Source organism: Clostridium sp. 7_2_43FAA (genome assembly GCF_000158375.2).
Taxonomy (GTDB): domain Bacteria; phylum Bacillota; class Clostridia; order Clostridiales; family Clostridiaceae; genus Clostridium; species Clostridium tertium.
Genome location: NZ_JH815222.1, coordinates 2,900,521 through 2,921,783, shown reverse-complemented (window position 1 = coordinate 2,921,783; position 21,263 = coordinate 2,900,521). Strand labels below are relative to the sequence as shown.

Annotated in this window: 11 protein-coding genes; 9 read left to right on the top strand and 2 right to left on the bottom strand. The window is 27.1% G+C overall.

Annotated features, from left to right (window positions below):
- The first annotated feature begins 426 nt into the window (after positions 1-426).
- From CSBG_RS14875 to CSBG_RS14850, 6 genes are all read left to right on the top strand, one after another.
- Positions 427-8,997, top strand: coding sequence for a glucoamylase family protein (locus CSBG_RS14875; RefSeq protein ID WP_008680837.1), 8,571 nt, complete (start codon positions 427-429; stop codon positions 8,995-8,997).
- Positions 8,998-9,520: 523 nt separating this feature from the next.
- The gene (locus CSBG_RS14870; protein WP_008680834.1) at positions 9,521-9,973 is read left to right on the top strand and encodes a methylglyoxal synthase; all 453 of its coding nucleotides are present in this window, start codon (positions 9,521-9,523) and stop codon (positions 9,971-9,973) included.
- 16 nt (positions 9,974-9,989) lie between these two features.
- The gene (locus CSBG_RS14865; protein WP_008680827.1) at positions 9,990-10,562 is read left to right on the top strand and encodes a TetR/AcrR family transcriptional regulator; all 573 of its coding nucleotides are present in this window, start codon (positions 9,990-9,992) and stop codon (positions 10,560-10,562) included.
- Positions 10,563-10,747: 185 nt separating this feature from the next.
- Positions 10,748-11,299, top strand: coding sequence for a sugar O-acetyltransferase (locus CSBG_RS14860; protein ID WP_008680825.1), 552 nt, complete (start codon positions 10,748-10,750; stop codon positions 11,297-11,299).
- Positions 11,300-11,701: 402 nt separating this feature from the next.
- Positions 11,702-14,167, top strand: a complete 2,466-nt coding sequence (locus CSBG_RS14855) for a YhgE/Pip domain-containing protein (protein WP_008680823.1) — start codon at positions 11,702-11,704, stop codon at positions 14,165-14,167.
- Positions 14,168-14,398: 231 nt separating this feature from the next.
- The gene (locus tag CSBG_RS14850) at positions 14,399-14,740 is read left to right on the top strand and encodes a cupin domain-containing protein (protein ID WP_008680821.1); all 342 of its coding nucleotides are present in this window, start codon (positions 14,399-14,401) and stop codon (positions 14,738-14,740) included.
- A 531-nt stretch (positions 14,741-15,271) separates the two neighbouring features.
- Here the strand turns inward: CSBG_RS14850 and CSBG_RS14845 are convergent.
- Entirely contained in the window at positions 15,272-16,300 is a 1,029-nt protein-coding gene (locus tag CSBG_RS14845; RefSeq protein WP_008680818.1) for an IS1595 family transposase, read from the bottom strand.
- 566 nt (positions 16,301-16,866) lie between these two features.
- Here CSBG_RS14845 and CSBG_RS14840 point away from each other — a divergent pair.
- The 3 genes from CSBG_RS14840 (at position 16,867) to CSBG_RS14830 (ending at position 19,399) form a co-directional block, all read left to right on the top strand.
- Positions 16,867-17,535, top strand: a complete 669-nt coding sequence (locus CSBG_RS14840) for a response regulator transcription factor (protein WP_008680816.1) — start codon at positions 16,867-16,869, stop codon at positions 17,533-17,535.
- Positions 17,535-18,908, top strand: coding sequence for a HAMP domain-containing sensor histidine kinase (locus CSBG_RS14835; protein WP_008680815.1), 1,374 nt, complete (start codon positions 17,535-17,537; stop codon positions 18,906-18,908). Before CSBG_RS14840 ends, CSBG_RS14835 begins: the two co-directional genes overlap by 1 nt.
- Positions 18,909-19,066: 158 nt before the next feature.
- Positions 19,067-19,399 (top strand): hypothetical protein, encoded by a 333-nt coding sequence (locus CSBG_RS14830; protein ID WP_008680814.1) that lies wholly within the window; start codon positions 19,067-19,069, stop codon positions 19,397-19,399.
- Between the two features lie 46 nt (positions 19,400-19,445).
- On the opposite strand, the gene CSBG_RS14825 is transcribed toward CSBG_RS14830, so the two are convergent.
- Positions 19,446-21,245, bottom strand: coding sequence for a methyl-accepting chemotaxis protein (locus CSBG_RS14825; RefSeq protein WP_008680813.1), 1,800 nt, complete (start codon positions 21,243-21,245; stop codon positions 19,446-19,448).
- Positions 21,246-21,263: the final 18 nt, after the last annotated feature.

The window sequence follows — 21,263 nt, the reverse complement described above, 5'->3', positions numbered from 1 at the left end:
AATATTCCAAATTTCAATGAAAGAATTAAGGAATAAACTTCCTACGGAGTTTAGAAAATAACTTTCAATGTAAAGTGTACAATGTAGAATATATAATGAAGGAAATAATTTAGCTTACTGAGTTATAGAATAGATAAAAAGAGAAATTCGCAAGAATTTCTCTTTTTATTTTTCATAATTCAACGAAGGTGAATTATAACCTAGATTATCCATTGTTTATTATCAATTTTCAATTGTAATTCAGCTTGTTTGAATTACTTCCACAATTTTTTCATTCTTTCATTTTTTCATTCCTTCATCCAAATTCAGCTTGCCTGAATTATTTCCATATTTCTTTTTGAGTAAAATTCTTCAATATTGTAAATAATAAACTTATCCTATTTTAAAAAATGCCTTAAAGCAATGAGTAATGAGAGGAGTAAGTTTATGAAGGATGAGATTTTAAACAGTAGTAGGAGAACTGTGCTCACAGAGTTAAACGAAGCATTCAAGGGGATTGTCCATAATCATAGATATTTAAACAAACTTGTTAAGCATGGAGAAGATGTTATTTCTTCAGCTGAATGGTTGCTTGATAATATATATCTAATAGAAAAGGAATATAAGACAATCAAGTTTAATTTGCCAATTAATTATTTTAATAATCTACCTACTATCGATATTGAAGGAGTAAATTATCCAAGGGTTTATGCTTTGGCTAAGAATTACATTGAAAAGAGTCAGAATATAATTGAAGAAAGTGAATTAATAAAATTTATAAATGATCAAGGTGAAATATTCACAATAGGAGAGTTATGGGCATTTCCATTAATGCTTAGAGTTGCACTTATAATTAACTTGGGAATTATAACTAATGATATGGTAGTTCTTCAAAAGCAACGTTTAGGAGCAAAGGATTTAGCCAATACGGTTATAGATTCATATAGTAATGGAAAGTTAGATATATTGATTTCTAAGTTAGAAAGTAAATATCCATTAAATGATGGAGAAGCCAATAAAGGTGAATTATCAAATAGTAATTATATGGGAGAGGATGAAAGTCTACATGATGGATTATTTTCTCCAGAATTTATAGATAAGTTTTTCAATATACTAAGAGATAATTCAATAGAAGATGAAAGAATATATAAGTTTGCTTTAGATAGATTAAAGGAAAAAGAAAATACAAGCTTTGAAAAAGAAATATTAAAGGATCATATAAAAGAGGGGAATATTGCAACAGCTATAGGAATAACTATAAATTCTTTAAGGATTATGGATTCTATTAATTGGAAGAACTTTTTCGCTGAAACATCAAATATAGAAAAGATATTAAAGCAAGATCCAGCAGATATTTATAATAATATGGATTTTGAAACAAAAGATTATTATAGACATAAAATAGAAGAAATCTCTAGAAAGACTAATATAAAGGAAATAGAATTAGTTAAAACTGCATTAGAGCTTAGTAGTTTACATTTAGAAAATAAAGATATTTATAAAAAACATATAGGTTATTACTTAGTAGATGATGGAATAGATGAGCTTTTGAAAAGATTCAATATAAATAAAAATATAGATAAAAGAATGTCAAAAGCAACCTATTTATCAACTATATTTTTAGGAACAATACTAATAGACTTAGTAGTATTACTTTTAACTTATTTAATACCTTTAAATTTTAGTATAGGACAATATATCTTAGCATTTATTTTAATGATAATTCCATCTAGTGAAGTAGTAATATCACTTTTAAATTGGTTTATAGCAAAAGTAACGCCTGTTAGTTTTATACCAAGGATGGATTATTCAGAAGGGGTACCAGATAGTGAAAGAACTATTGTTGTAATACCTGCAATATTAAGCAATAGTAAAAATGTAATTGAATTATTAAAGAAATTAGAAATATATTATTTAGCAAATAGAGATAAAAATATATTCTTTGCTTTACTTGGCGATTTATCTGATAGTAGTAATGAAAATGAACCTCAAGATAAGGCTATAAATGATGAGGGAATAAGATTTGTAAATAAGCTAAATAAGAAATATGTAAAAGATGAAGAAGATAGATTTTTCTTTTTAAATAGAAAAAGATTATATAATGACTCCGAAGGAGTTTACATGGGCTATGAAAGAAAAAGAGGAAAGCTCATGGAGTTTATGGCATTAATTAGAGGAAGTGAAAAAACTACTTACAATATAATAAGTAGCGATATAGAATCATTAAAAAGTGCAAAATACATAATTACATTAGATAGTGATACATTTTTACCTATAGGAAGTGCAAAGAAGCTTATAGGGGCAATGGGTCATATATTAAATACTCCATATATAGAAGATGAGGTTGTAGTTAGGGGATATAGCATAATGCAACCTAAAGTTGGGGTTAATTTAGAGGATAAGCATAAAACATATTTCTCAGAAATCTTTGCTGGAGATGCAGGAGTAGATGCTTATTCTACAGCTTCATCAGATACATATCAAGATTTATTTGGTGAAGGAATATTTACTGGAAAAGGTATCATAGAAATAGATACATTTTATAATGTATTAAAAGATGAGATACCAGAAAATAGAGTTTTATCACATGATTTAATAGAGGGTATTTTCACAAGATGTGCATTATTAACAGATGTAGAAGTAATAGATGGATATCCATCTAGTTATTTAGCAAGTGCTTTAAGACTTCATAGATGGGTAAGAGGAGATTGGCAGATAGGAAGCTTTGCTTTTTCAAAGAAGATATCAATAATATCTAAATGGAAGATTATCGATAATCTTAGAAGAAGTTTACTGGCACCAAGTTTACTATTAGGATTGATTGCAATATTAACAGTTTTAAGCGGAGCAGTTCAAATATCAGTATTACTATTTTTAGCATTAATAACTCCATTAGTATTTACTGTAACTGATTTTGTTGTAACCCCTAAAAATAAACTTATGGGTACATTTAAAGCTTTAAAACAAATACTATTGATATTAAGTTTTACTCCATATCAAGCTTGGCTAATGTTTGATGCTATATTTAGAACAATTTATAGATTAGTTATATCTAAAAAGAATCTACTTCAATGGAAAACTGCTGATAGGGTTGAAAAATCAGTTAAAAACACTTATATGTGGTATTATCAAAAAATGTGGATATCAGTAGGAATAGCTTTAGTAGTACTATTACTTAGTTTAGATAATTCCATAGAAATTTTAATAGCTACATTGTTAATATCTATTCTTTGGGCTATAGCACCTGCAATAGCATGTAGAATATCAAAGGAAGAAGTAGTTATAAAGGATAGATTAGAGCTAGAAGATGAAGAATTCTTAAGAGAAAGCAGCAGAAGAATATGGGCTTATTATGAAGACTTTGTTAATGAAGAAAATAATTATTTAGCTCCAGATAATTTTCAAGAAAAGCCTTTTAAAGGAGTTGCACATAGAACGTCTCCAACTAATATTGGTATGGGCTTAATTACTAATTTAACAGCATATGATTTAGGCTATACATCAATAGGAGAGGTTATTTATAGATTAGAATCAATACTAGATGGAATGAGGGGGCTTGAAAAGTATAATGGTCATTATTTAAATTGGTATGATACTAAAACGAAGGAAGCATTATGGCCTAGATATGTATCAACAGTTGATAGTGGAAATCTTTTGGGATACCTGTGGATAATTAAAGAAACTATTAGAAGTATTAGTAATGATCCTATAATCAGGGAAAAAGAAGTTTTAGCAATAAAGGATACATATAGTTTAATTAGAAAAGATGAAAAAGAAGAATTTTATGATGGATTACCGGACGTTATAGATTTAAAAGATTATAAAAATATATTGCTAGATGAATTAAAAAGGGTAAATGATAAATTAGAGAAGAATGAAGAAAATCAGGAAAGAGATAAAAAGGATAAAAATGAATATTATTGGATAAAGAAGCTAAAAAGAGAACTAGAAACAAAAATAGACTTTTATGATTTTATATTTGATGGTATAGAAAAAATAGTCATAGATTCATTTAAAAGTTACAAAGCTCCAAGCTTATTGCAAATTATAGATTTATTAGAAGATATAAAGAATGCTTCAGGTGAAGATTTTAAAGAAATCTTAAATAAGAAGATAAATAAGTTAAAAGAATTTGATGAAAGGCTTAAAATTTTAGCATCTGAAATAGATAGTATCATGGAAGATATGGATTTTAAATTTTTATATAACGAAAATAGAGGTCTCTTTGCAATAGGATATAATGTGGAAGAAAAATCATTAGGAAATTCTTATTACGATTTAATGGCATCAGAAGCAAGAATAGCATCATTTTTAGCAATAGCAAGAGGTGAAGTGCCAAGGTCACATTGGTATAACTTAAGTAGAAATATGACAAAAGCTTTTGGTCAAAAGAGCTTAGTTTCTTGGAGTGGTACTATGTTTGAATACTTTATGCCATTCCAAATAATGAAGGACTTTAAAAATACTATTTGGGATTTAACTTATTCCTCAGTTGTAAATGCACAAAAGATATATGGAGAAAAGAAGAGTATACCATGGGGAATATCAGAATCAGCATATTATGAATTTGATGTTGCTCAAAATTATCAATATAAAGCCTTTGGAGTACCTGGAATAGGTTTAAAGAGAGGGCTTGAACAAGAAATTGTAGTATCTCCATATTCATCAATTATGACACTTCCATATGATACAAAGGGATCAATAGAAAATCTTAGAAGGCTATATGATAATAAAGCTTATGGAAGATATGGATTTATAGAAGCAATAGATTATAGTGAAGAAAAAGTAAAAGATGAAGCTAAAGAAGTAAGATGCTATATGGTTCACCACTTAGGAATGTCTCTTTTAGCTTTAGATAATGTTTTAAATAATAATATACTAAAAGAGAGATTTCATAGTATTCCAGAAATAAAAGCAGTAGAGCTGTTATTAAAAGAAAAGATTCCTCAAAATATAACATTTGAAAGAGAAGTTGATATAAGTAGTGTTAATAATAAGAAACTGGAAAAAGAAGATTTTATTCCAAGAATATTTAAGGGAAGTAAAAGAGAAAATCCAGAAGTATTATTATTATCAAATGGTAGCTACTCTACAATGGTTACTGATAGTGGTAGTGGATATTCTAAAAAAGATGACATGACTGTTTATAGATGGAAGGGAGATAGTACATCCGATTCAAGTGGAATGTTCTTTTATATAAAGAATTTAAATTCAAATGATTATTGGAGTGCTACTTATGAACCTTGTAAGGAAGATAACGATGATTATTTAGTGGAATTTACTCTTGATAAGGCAAAATACGAAAGAAAAGATGGAAATATAAAAACTAATTATGAAGTTACAGTAGCTTGTGAAGATAACGTAGAAATAAGAAAATTATCTTTAAAGAACACAGGGGAAAAACTAAGAACTTTAGAAATAACAAGTTATTTAGAAGTAACATTGCAATCCTTTGAAGGCGATGCTGTACATCCAAGTTTCTCTAATTTATTTATTAGTACTGAATATGATGAGGAGACTAAAAGCTTAATTGGAAATAGAAGACCAAGAGCAGAGGGCGCAGTCACTCATTATATATTCCATACTATAGCTACTAATTATGATTTAAATGGTGATTTAACTTATGAAACATCAAGATTAAACTTTATAGGAAGAAATAGAAATTTAAAATCACCAGAAGCAATGGATAATGATGCTCCACTTCAAAATACAGTTGGAACAGTATTAGATCCAATAATGAGTATGAGGGCTACAATTACTCTTAATCCTGGGGAAGAAAAGCAAATATATTATTTAACAGGAGTTGGAGAATCTAAAGAAGAAGTTTTAGAGATTATTAGAAGATATAAAGAAGTTCCAATGATAGAAAAGAGTGCTGATGCTTATAATTATTCTAATCAATTAGAACTTAAACACATAGGAATTAGATCAGCTCAAGCAAATATATATCAAAGCCTAGCATCTTATATTTTATATTTACATAGTGGTAGAAAAAACAGAGAAGATTATATAAGAAATATAAGTATGAACCAAGAGAGTCTATGGGCTTATGGAATATCAGGAGATTTACCAATTATATTATTAGTAATTGAAGGTGAAGATGATATAGATTTATTAAGGCAAGTTATTAATATGCACTATTATTTTAGAAATAAAGGAATAAAGTCAGATTTAATAATTTATAACGAAGAAGAGATATCATATGAAGAGCCACTGCAAAAAAATATAATATCAACAGTTAAGAATTCTCTTGAAAGAGAAAATATAAATAAATCAGGCGGTATCTTTATTCATAATAAATCAACTATGGGTGAAGATATTAAAAACTTTATTGTTGGTATTTCTAAGCTATTTATAAATTCACTAGAAGGAACTCTTGCTAGTCAATTAACAGAAGCAGTAAATTATAATGATGATGAATATAAAAATAATAAAGATATAGCACCTTTTAATAGAATTAAGGTAAATATAAATGAAAGTGATTATATAAAGAGTTTTATAGATAAAGAAATAAATAATGATGATGAATTAGGTAAATCAGCAAAAAGAAATGAGTTTAATGATGCTAGTGAAGAAAAAGAGTATAAATTAGATGAATTAAGGAAAAATGAACTTAGAAATAAACATTTTAATATTGGTGATTTAGATTTCTTTAATGGATATGGAGGCTTTGATAAATCAGATAAAAGTTATGTTATAAGACTTAAAGATTATGAAAATACTCCAGCACCATGGATAAATGTAATTTCTAATAAGGATTTTGGATTCCATATTTCCGAGGTGGGTTCAACTTATACCTGGTGTGGAAACAGTAGGGAAAACAAAATAACGCCTTGGAGCAATGACTGGGTAATAGATCCAACAGGAGAAGCTTTATATATAAGAGATAATACTAGTGGAGCATATTTTACAATAACTCCTATGCCAATAAGAGATGGTGGAGAATATATTATAAAACATAGTTTTGGATTCTCTACTTTCAAACATATTGCATATAACATAAGAGGAGAAATGAAGGTATTTTGTCCTCAAGATGAAAAAATAAAATTATGTAAAATATCACTTAAGAATTTATCAAATGTAGATAAAAGTTTATCATTGTTCTATTATGCTCAGTTAGTACTTGGTGTATATAATTATGGAAGTGCTAAATATATAAGCACCCATGTCCAAGGCCAATATATATATGGCCAAAATCCTTATTCAAAATACTTTGGGAAATTAAAAGCTTATTTGTCTATTAATGCTGAAGATAATCAAAGCTTTACTGGAGATAGAAAGAGTTTCTTAGGAGTTGGTGAGGATTTAAGCAGCCCTGAGGCATTGCTGAAAGATAGCTTAAACAATGTATCTGGAAGCATTTATGATCCTTGTTTAGCTGCTTCATTAGATATAGAATTAAAAGCTGGTGAGGAAAAAGAACTTGTAATAATTTTTGGTGAAGAAGAAAATGAAAAATTAATACAAGAAAAAATAAATAAATATAGTAATATAGAGAAAGTTGATGAAGAATTAGAAAATGTAAAAGAATATTGGTCAAATTTCCTCGGAAATATACAAGTAAAGACACCAGATGCGTCTATGGACTATATGTTAAATGGATGGCTTATGTATCAAACCTTAAGTTGTCGATATTTATCAAGAACAGCGTTTTATCAAAGTGGTGGAGCATATGGATTTAGAGATCAACTTCAAGACTCTATGTCTATAGGTATATTAAATCCAACTATAACAAGGGAGCAAATTTTAAGAAGTGCATCAAGACAATATCTTGAGGGAGATGTTCAACATTGGTGGCATCCAGTAATTAACTCAGGTATAAGAACTAGATTTTCAGATGATTTATTATGGTTACCTTATGTAACTATTGAATATATAAAATCTACAGGAGATTATAGTATTTTAGATGAAGAAGCTCCTTACTTAGAAGATGAACCATTAAGAAATGGAGAAGATGAAAGATATACTATAGTAAATCAATCCAATAAAAATGGAACTATATATGAACATTGTTTAAAAGCAATAGATAGAGGCTTGAAGTTTGGAGAACATAATATTCCTCTTATGGGTAGTGGTGACTGGAATGATGGAATGAGTACTGTAGGAAACAAAGGAAAAGGAGAAAGCGTCTGGGTTGGATGGTTCTTATATAAGATACTAGATGGCTTTAAAGAAATTTGTAACTATAAGAAAGATAATGAAAAAGAAGATGAATATAATACATTTCAAGAATTTATAAGGGAAAACCTAGAGAAAAATGCTTGGGATGGTGGCTGGTACAGAAGAGCATACTTTGATGATGGTACGCCTTTAGGATCAAGAGAAAATGATGAATGCAAAATAGATTCTTTATCTCAAAGCTGGTCAATAATTTCAAATGCAGCAAAACTATCAAGAGCACAAGAAGCTATGGAAGCAGTTGATAAATATCTTGTAGATAAAGATAAAGGGCTTATAAAATTATTAGCACCACCATTTGATAAGTCTGCTTTAGAACCTGGATATATAAAAGGATATGTAGCAGGTGTTAGAGAAAACGGAGGCCAATATACACATGCAGCAGTATGGGTTATTTTAGCTTTAACTAAGCTTGGTTTAGGAGATAAAGCTTGGAAGTATTATAATATGATAAACCCTATAAATCATTCTAATACAGAGCTTGAAGCAAGAAGCTATAAGGTAGAACCTTATGTAATGGCAGCAGATGTATATATAAAAGAACCTCATGGTGGAAGAGGTGGCTGGAGCTGGTACACCGGAGCTTCAGGTTGGATGTATAAAGTAGGACTTGAAGATATATTAGGCTTAAAGAAAATAGAAGGAAAAGGATATAAAATTGAACCATGTATTCCAGAAATGTGGAATGAATATGATATAAATATTAAAAATGAGACAGAAGATTATAAGATAAAAGTTAAACGTGGTGAGGATAAGGGAATTACAATCAATGGAGAAAAAGCTAATAATGATTTAATTCCAAAAGGTAAAGGAAGCCTTAATATAGAAGTTATAATATAGAATAGTAGCCTAAGAAATAAAATTAATAAATCAAGCTAAAAAGGATATGTTATAAAAAATAGTAAATATATAAATTTAAGAGCTAAAAATCTTTAATATAATAAGTAAAAGAGTCATATTGCTGAAAAACTTAGTTATCAGTAATATGGCTTTTTATAATGGCTCTGTTTTAAATGAGTACAATTCTAGAAAAATATAAGTTAACTTATTAATGAATCTACTAAATTTATAGAAGAGGAAATTAATAATGTTATTGAATCGTGTAATAAACAGCATTGAATTCAGAATCCTCTTATACTAAACTAACAATGGATATTAATTAGAGATAATAAAGTAAGTGATTGGAAGACTTATAATTAGGATTATTAGAAGATTGATAATTAGGGTTATTAGAAGATTGTAAATTAAGAATTAGTTATGTATAATTTTAATAATGACTAAGAAAATTAATAAAATAAATATTGAAGATTTATTTTATATGTAGTTATTAAATTGTTTTATCGGTAGAATTAGGGGGAGAAGTATGAGTGAATATAAAATGAGTGATGCGAAAAAAATAGCACTTATAGCTCATGACAACAGAAAGTCAGCTTTAATTGAATGGGTGGATGAAAATAAGGAGATATTAAAAAAGCATACACTTTGTGGGACTGGTACAACTGCTAAGCTAATTAGTGAAAAAACTGGATTAAATGTTTATGGATTTAAGAGTGGACCAATGGGAGGCGATCAACAAATTGGAGCTGCTATTGTAAATGGAGATATAGATATAATGATCTTCTTTTGGGATCCACTAACATCACAACCTCATGATCCAGATGTTAAGGCTTTGCTTAGAATAGCTGTATTATATGATGTAATAGTTGCAATGAGTAAATCTACAGCTGATTTTGTTTTAAGCTCTAATAAGCTTAATGAAGAGTACGAGAAAAATGTGATAGATTATTATGGTAGAATACGAAAAGATAATTTCTAAGAAGGTGGAGATCTTAATGAATAAAACTAAAAAAGCTATCTTTGAATCAGCTATAAAGGTTTTTTCAAATTATGGCTATACAGGAGCAACAATGGATGAAGTTGTAGCTAGAGCTGGAGTCGCAAAGGGTAGCTTATATTATCACTTTAAAAGTAAAGAAGAACTCTTTATTTTTATAATTAAGGAAGGAATAAACCTTATAAATGGGGAAATAGAAGAAGCAACAAAAGATATTAAAGATCCATATGAAATAATAAAAGTTTCAGCAAAAGTTCAACTTAAGTATGTTTATGAAAACAAGGATTTATTTAAAGTAATAATTAGCCAGCTTTGGGGAACTGGTGAAAGAAATAATATGCTAAGAGAAGAAATAAAGACTCTTATAGAAAAAAGTTCACTTAAGTTTAAAGCTGTAATGGATGGAGGATTTATAGAAAATGATGATCCAATGTTATTAAGCTATGGATTAATAGGTGTATTAGTTTCTTCTGCTCTTTATGAAATTTTAAATGAAGACCAATATGATCATGAAGAAACAGTTGAAAAATTTATGAGGTATTTTGAGTACGGAATAAATGTAAAAAGATAATGAAATCGTTATTTTATAAATACAAATATGAATCTAGCAAATTATAAATATTTATAGATAGGTAAATAAAAAAATTACTACTAAATTAAGCCAAAATAAATTAGTGTATATAAATAGAGGTTGTGTTTATAAGAACATGTAAGAATAGAATAGAGATAAAACAAGGATATTTAAGGAGAGAATATATGAGAGAAAAAGAAAAAATGCTTCAGGGTTTACCATATGATCCAAGTGATGAAGAATTAAAGAATGGAAGATTAAGAGCAAGAAAATTAACTAGATTATTTAATAATACTATAGAAACAGAACTAGATGAACGTAAAAAGATTTTAAAAGACCTTTTAGGATCTACAGGAGAGAATTTTTATATAGAGCCTAATTTTAAATGTGACTATGGGTATAATATACACGTTGGAGATGGTTTTTATGCTAATTTTGACTGTATAATGCTAGATGTATGTGAAATAAGAATAGGAAAGAATTGTTTTATTGCACCAGGAGTACATATTTATACAGCAACACATCCAATAAATCCAATGGAAAGATTAAAATATGAGTTTGGAAAAAGTGTAACTATAGGAGATAATGTTTGGATTGGCGGACATTCAACAATAAATCCAGGAGTAACTATAGGTAATAATGTAGTTATAGCTTCAGGTTCAGTAGTAACAAAAGATGTACCAGACAATGTTGTAGTTGGTGGAAATCCGGCAAAGATAATTAAAAATGTAGAATAATTAGAAGTTAAATATTAAATTTCGTTAATATTAGAAAGTAATTTACGAATAAATTAAAAAGATAATAGTTACTTACTTCAATTACGTAGAAATAATTAAAGTAAGCAATAATTGCATTTTGAAAATAGAGATATAAAAAGATTAGATTTACATTAAATATATAAATCTAATCTTTTTATTTTTTATTAAATAAAAGAGTATATGCTATATAGTATGCTTTTATTTAAGATAAATAGATAGATAAATAAAAATAAATGTTTTCAAACTATGTTACTAAAAGTTAGTGAAAAAATATAAATATATTTTCAAAAATTATATTGACTACTTAGTACAAAAGTAGTATAAATATATCATATTGATTGACTGACTAATCAGTATAAAAATTAAACAGAAGGTGATTGTATGAATTTCCTAAAGATTGCAGGGGAAGACATCAAAAGCATATTTAAAAACAGATTCATACGAGTATCGATAATTGCAATTATTGTAGTACCGCTATTATACTCATTATTATACTTATATGCATTCTGGGATCCATATGCAAAACTTGAAGATGTCCATATTGCAGTAGTAAATAAAGATGAAGGGACTATCTTGGATGGTGCCAAGGTAAATTATGGTAAAGACGTAGAAGATGAACTTAAGAATAATAAAGAAATTGGATGGAAAATAACCTCAGAAGAAGATGCAAATAAAGGCTTAGAGGGAAAAGAGTACTATGCAAAAGTAGTTATTCCAGAAGATTTTTCTTCAAACGTAATATCAGCAAAAGAAGGAACACCACAAGTCGCAAAAGTTGATTTTATATCAAATGATAAGAAAAACTTTTTAGCATCACAAATAAACTCAAAAGTAGAAGCAGAACTTAAAGCTAAGATTACTAAAAAAATATCTAGTAATTATGTAGAAGTAGCATTTGATAGTTTATATGAAGCTAAGGATGGATTAACTCAAGCTGCTGACGGAAGTAAACAAATTTATGATGGTCTAAGAACAATGAATGAAAAAGTACCAACATTAGTTGATGGAGCAAATAAACTAGGTGATGGATCAAGTCAATTATTAGGTGGACAAGTAGCATTAAATGATGGTATAGGAACACTTATAGGAGGAGCTAAAGCTTTAAATTCAGGCCTTGGACAAGTATATGAAAAAGTTCCTACATTAAGTGATGGAGTAAATGCATTAGCAAAAGGAACAGGAGATTTAAAGTCAGGAATTTCTGAAGCTTCATCAGGAGCAAACCAATTATCAGATGGAAGCAAAAATATATATAATGCATACACAGGAAAAATATATCCAGCTGTTGGTCAATTAAAAGCTGGAGCTAATGAACTAAATTCAGGATTATCAGCAGGACAAGAGGATATAGCTAAGTTATATGAAGGAGCAAATCGAGTAACTGCTGGTTCAGATCCTTTAGTAGCAGGATATTCAAAAATAGAAACTGGAATAAATGAGTTAATAAATGGAGTATCAGACTCAGTAAATGCAACAACTATGATACAACAAGCTCTAGAGAATGCAGCAAGTCCTTCTACTAGCGAAGAAGATAAGAATAAGTCAATACAGCAAGCACTACAAATTATAAATAAGATTCAAAGTAATTCAAAAGAAAATGCACCTAAGATCCAGAGACTTGCAGAAAGATCTAAGTCATTTGAAAAATCATTAAATGATTATTCACAAGGATCAAAAAATTTAGCAGCAGGAACTACTAGTTTAATTTCAAAAGTTGGAACTGTTAAAGATGGAATTTCACAATTAAATGCTGGATTAAATGGCTTATATGCTAATTTAGATCCTAAGACTAGTGAATTTGGAGTAGGATTAAAGGCTATCTCAGATAATATGGGAAATTTAAATGTTGGATTAAATAAGCTAAACGTAGGTGCATCACAATTAAATGATGGCACTAGTGCCTTAAAATCTAATATTCCAACGTTAGCATCAGGTATAACAGCACTTTACGATGGCTCAAATGAATTGGCAAATGGTTCTGTTAAACTAGCTGATGGTTCAAATCAACTAGTAAGTGGACAAAAAGCATTAAATGATGGTATATCACAATTAACAGCAAGTGTTCCAGAGTTAAGTGATGGAGTTAAAAAGCTTTATGATGGAAGTAATGAATTAACAACTAAACTAAATGAAGGTTCAGATAAGATGAAAGATGGTCTAGTAAATCCATCAAATACAATGGGAGAGTTTGCATCAGAACCAATTAATATGGCTTTTGATTCAATAAATAAGATTCCAAACTATGGAACAGGTTTTGCACCATACTTTATTCCACTTTCATTATGGATAGGTGCTATAATGATGTTCTTCGTAATACCATCTAAGGTAAAAGATGAAGAAAACTTATCTAAGTTTGATAGAGTAGTAGGAAAATATTTATCTTATGCATTTGTAGGTGTACTACAAGCTATTCTTGTAAGTGTAGTAGTAATAATGCTTGGTTTAGAGGCAAGCAACGTATTTGCTTATATAGGAACAAACATTTTCTTATCATTAGTTTTTGTCTCAATTATTCAATGCTTAATTTCATTATTAGGCGATGCTGGAAGATTATTAGGTATAATATTATTAATACTTCAACTTACTGCATGTGCAGGTACATTCCCACTAGAAGTAGTACCTAAATTCTTTAGAGTTATAAATCCATTTATGCCATTTACTTATGCAGTTGAAGCTTTAAGAGAAGTTATTTCTGCAGATGTAATTAACTACAGCGTAATAGGAAAAGATTTCTTAATTCTAGGATTAATACTAGTAGTATTTTTAACTATTTCTGTGGCATTAAAAAATGTTGGAGAAAAGATAGCAGGAAAGATAGAAGGAAGAAAATCAGAAGTAACAGCTTAATATTATTATAATTAAAATATTAATTTAAAGATAATTAATAAAATATTGCTAAAAAAAGAGAAAAGATACTCATAAAACGTATTTATGTTATATGAGTATCTTTTTTTATAATTAATATTAATAATGTAGGATGTTAACATTTATATAGAATAATATAATACTGATAAGTAATACTAAAGTTAAAGAGATTTAATAAACATTATTTATATATAGAATTATGGAGGGTTTAGTATGGATATTAATAAACAACTTTTAAATGGGACAATAGAGCAATATAATGATATGGTAGTTCCGAAGATTCCAGTGTTTTCAGGAAATGATTTAATTTCAGAAGTTTATTTTTTCGAACCAGGCCAGGTTCTAAAAACACATAGACATCCAAATGGAGAACAAATATTTATATTTTTAAAAGGTGAAGGAAAAATAAAAGTTGGAGAAAATGAGTTTGATGTTAGTATAGGAAGCACAGTATTCATCCATGCAGGAGAATGGCATGAAATTACAAATGGAAATAAACAAAAAATGACAGTAGTTCAAGTTACTAAAGTTAATGCAGGAGTAGAATATAAATAACTTTAATAATATTTATAAATAATATTAAAAAATATTTATATAAAATAGAGCAATAAATTCATTGCTCTATTTTTAATTTAAATGAAAGATCTATTTATTAACTTTACAAATTAAATAATTCAAGAGTTTAGTATTAAATTTATGAATTAGATAATTAAATAATTAAATAATTAAATAATTAAATAATTAAATAATTAAATAGTTTAATAGTTTAATGATTAAAGTATTACAATAAAATAAATTGTACTATTAGAAATATGCATGCTGATAATACAATAAGAATTATATACACATATTAGTAGAATACATATACGTGTGGTTTAAATATTAATACTATGTACATGTGTTTTAACAAATTGTTGGTTTTATAAAATCAAAATATAAGAATAGTGATATAAAAATAAAAATTGTTTAATATCACAAAATTTTATAATAAATATAGGTGGAGGATACCAGAATAGGATATAAAATTTATTTTCAATTAAAAAAGTGTTATGAAATAAATTAAAAAATGATTATATGGCAAATTAATTAATAATTACCAATACAAGTATATTGATAAGATAATTTAAAAGTTGAGAAATCCTTAACTCTTAGATATGCATTTTCAGAAATTAGTTTCCTAAATAAGATAATTTGATTAGAGTTACAAAGGGAATAGTTAGATTTATAGTCAAGAATATACCAACTTAAATAGTTTTCTAAATATTTTGTGGCAACACCTTTAAACCTCTTAAGCCATCTATAAATATTAAAAGAGAAACTATGGATATGAGGTAAGGTAATATAGGAAAAAGTATTTTTAGCATTTAAACTTTCAGATTTAATTTCATTGAATTTATCGATTTTTGTTTTAGGAAGTGTAGAGTTATGCTTTTTAGCAAAGGCAACTAAACATCTATCTCCAGAAGTAGCTAAAAATGCTGATTTATCTAAATTTGGATAGAAGTTTTTTGATATTGATGCCAAGGAAATAGAATATCTGCATACTGCCTTAGATAAAATTGATTTGTTATTATCCATGGCACAAATTATAAATATTTTTTCTTTACTAAAAGTTTTAGAATTTTTATTCCCTTTAAAATTTTCTTTTATCATTATTTTATTTGCTTCAACATAATCTTTTAAAATTTTGAAATTATTATTAGAGGCTTCTGCAACAAGTATTTTATGCCTCCAATAAAATGATGTTGCAATATTTATTCCTAAAATGCGTGCACAAGATCTTATAGACGTGCCACTATTCATAAGTGATAAATATTTCATCCATAAGGTAATATTTTTCTTTGAGTAACTAAAAGGCGAATTAGTTTTTGCAGAAAATGTTTTAGAGCAGTTTCTATTTTTGCATTTATATCTTTGAATCCCTTTAAATTTTCCATTTTTAATAAAATTACTATTTTTGCAATAAGGGCAATAATTTATTTCTTTATTTTTAAATATGTCTATTGTGTTCAGAGAGTTTAAATGATCATTAATTGATTTAAAGTTATTTTTAATAGTTTTTTCTTTTATAGGATCAGTGCTATATTCAATAATAGTTTTAACTTTACATTCCATTTTAATCATCCTTATTATTATTATTATTATTATTATTATTATTATTATTATTATTATTATTATTATTATTATTTTCAATATTGAAAAGGTAGAGTGTTTTTAGATGTATATAATATACATTTTAATTTTAGACAATTAAGTTATGGATTAATCAATTATAAGTTAATAATATTAATAAACAACACGTTTTTAAAACACATATATATAGGAAAAAATATGAAGTATTGAGTAGAGTTAATTGAACAATTTAATGGTATGAATATATAGTCTTTATTTTGTGATTTGAATAATTGTATATAGTTTTTATGTTATGATATATTATGTATAAATAAATATTTGGAAATGTCAGTAGAGAATATATATTAGTACAAAATATATATTTTGCATAAAAAATATGAAATAATACAATATTTAAAGTTTTTTTATTAGATAAAAATATGGGTTACTTATGGATATATAATTATTAAATTGTATAGCTCTTATATTTAATATCTTATATTTTATATTTAATGTTTTACAATTTATGTTTTATATTTTATATGTTATTTTCTATAATTGGAGGATATATGAGCAAGATTTTAGTAGCAGAAGATGAGAAGCAAATAAGTAAAGTTATGAAATTATATCTTGAAAAAGAGGGGTATGAGGTTACTTTGGCTAATGATGGCAAAGTAGCAGAGGACTTAATCGAAAATAATACATATGATTTAGTTATATTAGATATAATGATGCCTAATAAGGATGGTTGGTATCTTTTAAAGAAAGTAAAATCTTTAAATAATAAAACTCAGGTTATTATAACTAGCGCTAGAGGTGAAGAGGAAGATAGGATATTTGGATTTGAACTTGGAGCGGATGATTATATGGTAAAGCCTATAAGTATGAGAGAATTAGTTTTAAGAGTTGGTTTAAGGATTAATAGTGTTAAAAATGAATATACTAAGGAAATTAAGTTAGGTAATTTAAGAGTAGATGATAATAATAGAAGAGTTTTTGAAAATGAGAAAGAAATTATTTTAACTCCTAAGGAGTATGATTTATTAATGTTTTTAATAAAAAATAAGAATAGAGTTTTTACAAGAGAGGATTTAATAACTAGTGTTTGGGGATATGATTTTTACGGAGATACTAGAACCGTAGATACTCATGTTAAAAAGCTTAGAGAAAAGTTAGAATTTTTTAGGGAGAATCTAAAGACTGTATGGAGGGTAGGCTATAGCCTTACTATAGAATAATGAATAAGATAAGTAAAAGAATAGTTAAATATATGATATTAATGAATTTAGTAGTGGCTATTATTGGATTGATCTTGACATCATTTATTTTACCAAAGATTTATATAAATAATGAATATATTGATTTGGAAGAAGCTAGTGAATATGTTTTAGAAGCAGCAAAGAATAATACTGTTACAGATTTGGCGAATATATATGCTGTATTAATTAATAATGGCAAAGTTACGAATATGTGCAAAGCTAATAATGGAAATGGGCATATGGGGCAAATGGGTAAGATGGGCATGATGGGGAAAATGAATTCTATAGATTACGAAAGTATAAAAGGTAGGCAGGTTTTTAAGTCTAGTGATGGTAATACATATATAGGTCTTAAAAGAAATTCTAGCTATGGTGATATAGTTGTTTATAAAAGTTATGAAGGAACAAAATCATTAATAAAAAGTGTTAATTTAATAATGATATCAATATTTTTATTTTCATTAATTATATCTACTTTTATAGCTGTTTATCTCGGAGGAAAATTTACAAAACCAATAATATCTTTAAGAAAAAGAGCTAATGATATTTCTAAAGGAATATATAGTAGTAAGTTTGAAATTAATACGAAAGATGAGATTCAGGAATTAAATGACAGTATAGATAATATGGCTAAGGAGCTTGAAATCAAAGATAATATGCAAAAGGAATTTATTGCAAATGTAAGTCATGACTTAAAAACGCCATTAAGTGTAATTAGAGCTAATAGTGAAGTTATAAAGGATGGATTAGTTTCTGATAAGGAAGTTGTTGAATATGCATCTAGTATAATTGAAGAAGTTGATGTATTAACAGAGCTTGTAGGAGAAATATTGGTTTTAACAAAACTAAGAGATAATAAAAAAATAATTAAGCCGTCTGAGTATGATATTAAGAGGTTTGTAAAGGAAAGTTATGATAAGTTAAACAATTATTTAATTAATGGCAATTATAATAACTATGATTTACAGCTTAAAATAGATAAAAATTTATATAATAAGAATATATTTGCATCTATAGATAATAATTATTTATTTAGAGTATTATCTAACTTTTTTATTAATGCTATAAAACATTCTAAAAGCAAGGATAAAATAGTATTTGGAATGAGAGAAGTAGAAAATAATATAGAAGTATATATGAAGGATTATGGAAAGGGAATAGTGCCGGAATCTATTAATTATATTTGGGATAGATATTATAAGGAAGATAAAAGTGGGGGAATGGGTTTAGGGCTAGCAATTTCCAAGGAGATAATATTAGCACATGGATTTAATTATGGAGTTGAAAGTAATATAGGAGAAGGAAGCAAATTTTATTTTGATATTCCTAGAAGTTTAATAAAAGAAAAATAAGTTTTCACAAATTCATCACAAATTAACCATTAACTTATTAAAACTAAGAGTTATTATAATCTTAAAGATACCTAATAAGTAAGAGATTGATAAAAATGCTTATTTATTAGAGTAATATTTAATCCATTAAGGAGATATTTGTTGGAGGTATAATAACTATGAAAAAATTAATTTTATCACTATCTATAATAGGTGCTATTACAATAGGGACAGGAGCTATAGCTTTTGCAGCTGAGGAAGATAGTCCAGTAACAAATTCAGTTGGAGCAGAGGTAAGCGAAACTGATAATTCTAATATAGATCAAGATTATAATATAAATGAGGACAATAATTACTCAGGATGGGGAAATCAAAATTGTCCTTATTACGGGGAAGGATACCAAGGTCAAGGACAAAAAAGTGAAGAAGGAAATAGATATGGATTTAATTCAGAAAGTAGAGGAAGAGGAACTTGTAGAAGATCTGGTTCTATGATGGGATTTAGATATTAATTATCAAAACAATAATAGGTAGATTCGAATGAATCTACCTATTATTTTAAAGTTTAAATTGTGATATTAGATCTAAAAGTTCTTGAGCTAACTGGGATTGATTTTGAGCAGTTTCAGAAATTGTGATTATTGCATTTGTAGTATCATTTATGCTATCTTTAACAGAATTTACATTTGCTGATGAACTTTGAGTCATTGAGGCTACAGAATGAACAGCATCATTTAATTCGTTCATTGTTGCAGAAACTTCTTCTGACATTGCAGCAATATCTTCACTCATATCCTTAATAAATATTCCATCCTTCTCGTATTTATCACCAACTTTAATAAATCCTTTAAATTCTTTCATAATTTCATTATTCATAAATTGTAATAGTTTATTACTACTATCAGTTATATTATTAAAGGATATTTGAACTTGCTTTATAGTATCTTTTACGTTTTGTACTGATGAACGAGATTGTTCGGCTAGAGTTCGAACTTCTTCGGCTACTACTGCAAATCCCTTTCCTTGCTCACCAGCTCTAGCAGCCTCAATTGCTGCATTTAAAGCTAAAAGATTAGTTTGCTCAGCAATTTCTTCAATGGAGTTAGCCATATTAACTATTTCATGAACTATTTTTCCTTTTTCGATTGATGATTTTATATCATTTTCAACATCTCTATATAAGTTACTTGTATTATCAATAACATATTCAGTATTTTGTTTAATATTAGTTGAACGTTTTTGAATTTTTTCAGAATTCATATTTCCATCATTAGCTTTTTCTGAAAGTACATCTATACTAGAGCTTACTTCTAAAATTGAAGCTGATAATTCTTCAGTTATGGCACTAGTTTCTTGGATTGTAGAATTAATGTCATTAGAAGATTCGTTTATCAAATCAAATTGAGCTGTTACTTCTTCTATTGAGATAGCTAAATTCTCGCATGAATTGTTAACCATTTCAGTACTGTTTTTAAAGGAATTTATTATATTTCTTAAGTTTTCTTGAGCTGTGTTTAGAGATGTACCAATGGCTCCAAATTCATCATTATAAGCAACATCTATAGATTCTGTTAAGTCATATTTTGCAATTCTATTAGATAAAGCCATTATTTTCTTTAGTGATTTCGTAATTCTAATTGTAATTCTTGCCGATGATATTAAAATTATTAATATTGAAATTACTATTACAATTGAAGTAAGTTTTAATGAATTATTATAGATAGCTTTATTAGATATAATAGATTCTTGGGCCCACTTACTATTTAATTCTACCAATCTATCTATTTTTATAATAAAATGTCCACGATTAGTATCTAAATCATATGCATAGTCATTTGCTTCAGTAAATTTTTTTTCTTTAACTAATGAAATTATTTTATTAGTTGTTTCTTCTAGTTCTTTTAATGAAGATATTATTTCATCAAATCTTTCTTTATCTTCTTCTTTGGTAATTGAATTACTATATAACTTTATAAGTTGTTCATTTCTTTGATTATTATAATAAATATTTTGCATCAATAATTTATTTTCATTATCATCTCTGCTTATAATTAATTGTTTACTAGCAAGATAATTGTAAGTAGAGTTTTCTGATAGTTCATTTATGTAAGTTATTCCTAAAGTATTATTAAAATAAAGCTTTTCAGATGCGTCATTAATTTGCTTCATGTTATAAAGCCCTAGTCTCCAGATAAATATTATTAAGACTATAATTAAAAGGAAACAGCTTATAAGCCTATTTGATATTTTATGTGCTCTCCTATTCTTAGTTCTTTTATTTTTTTCTATTTTTGAATTTTTTCGTAATTTAAATTTTTTTTCTTTATTTCTATTTTTAATTTCAAAAAATTTTTTCATATAACCCTCCCATAAATT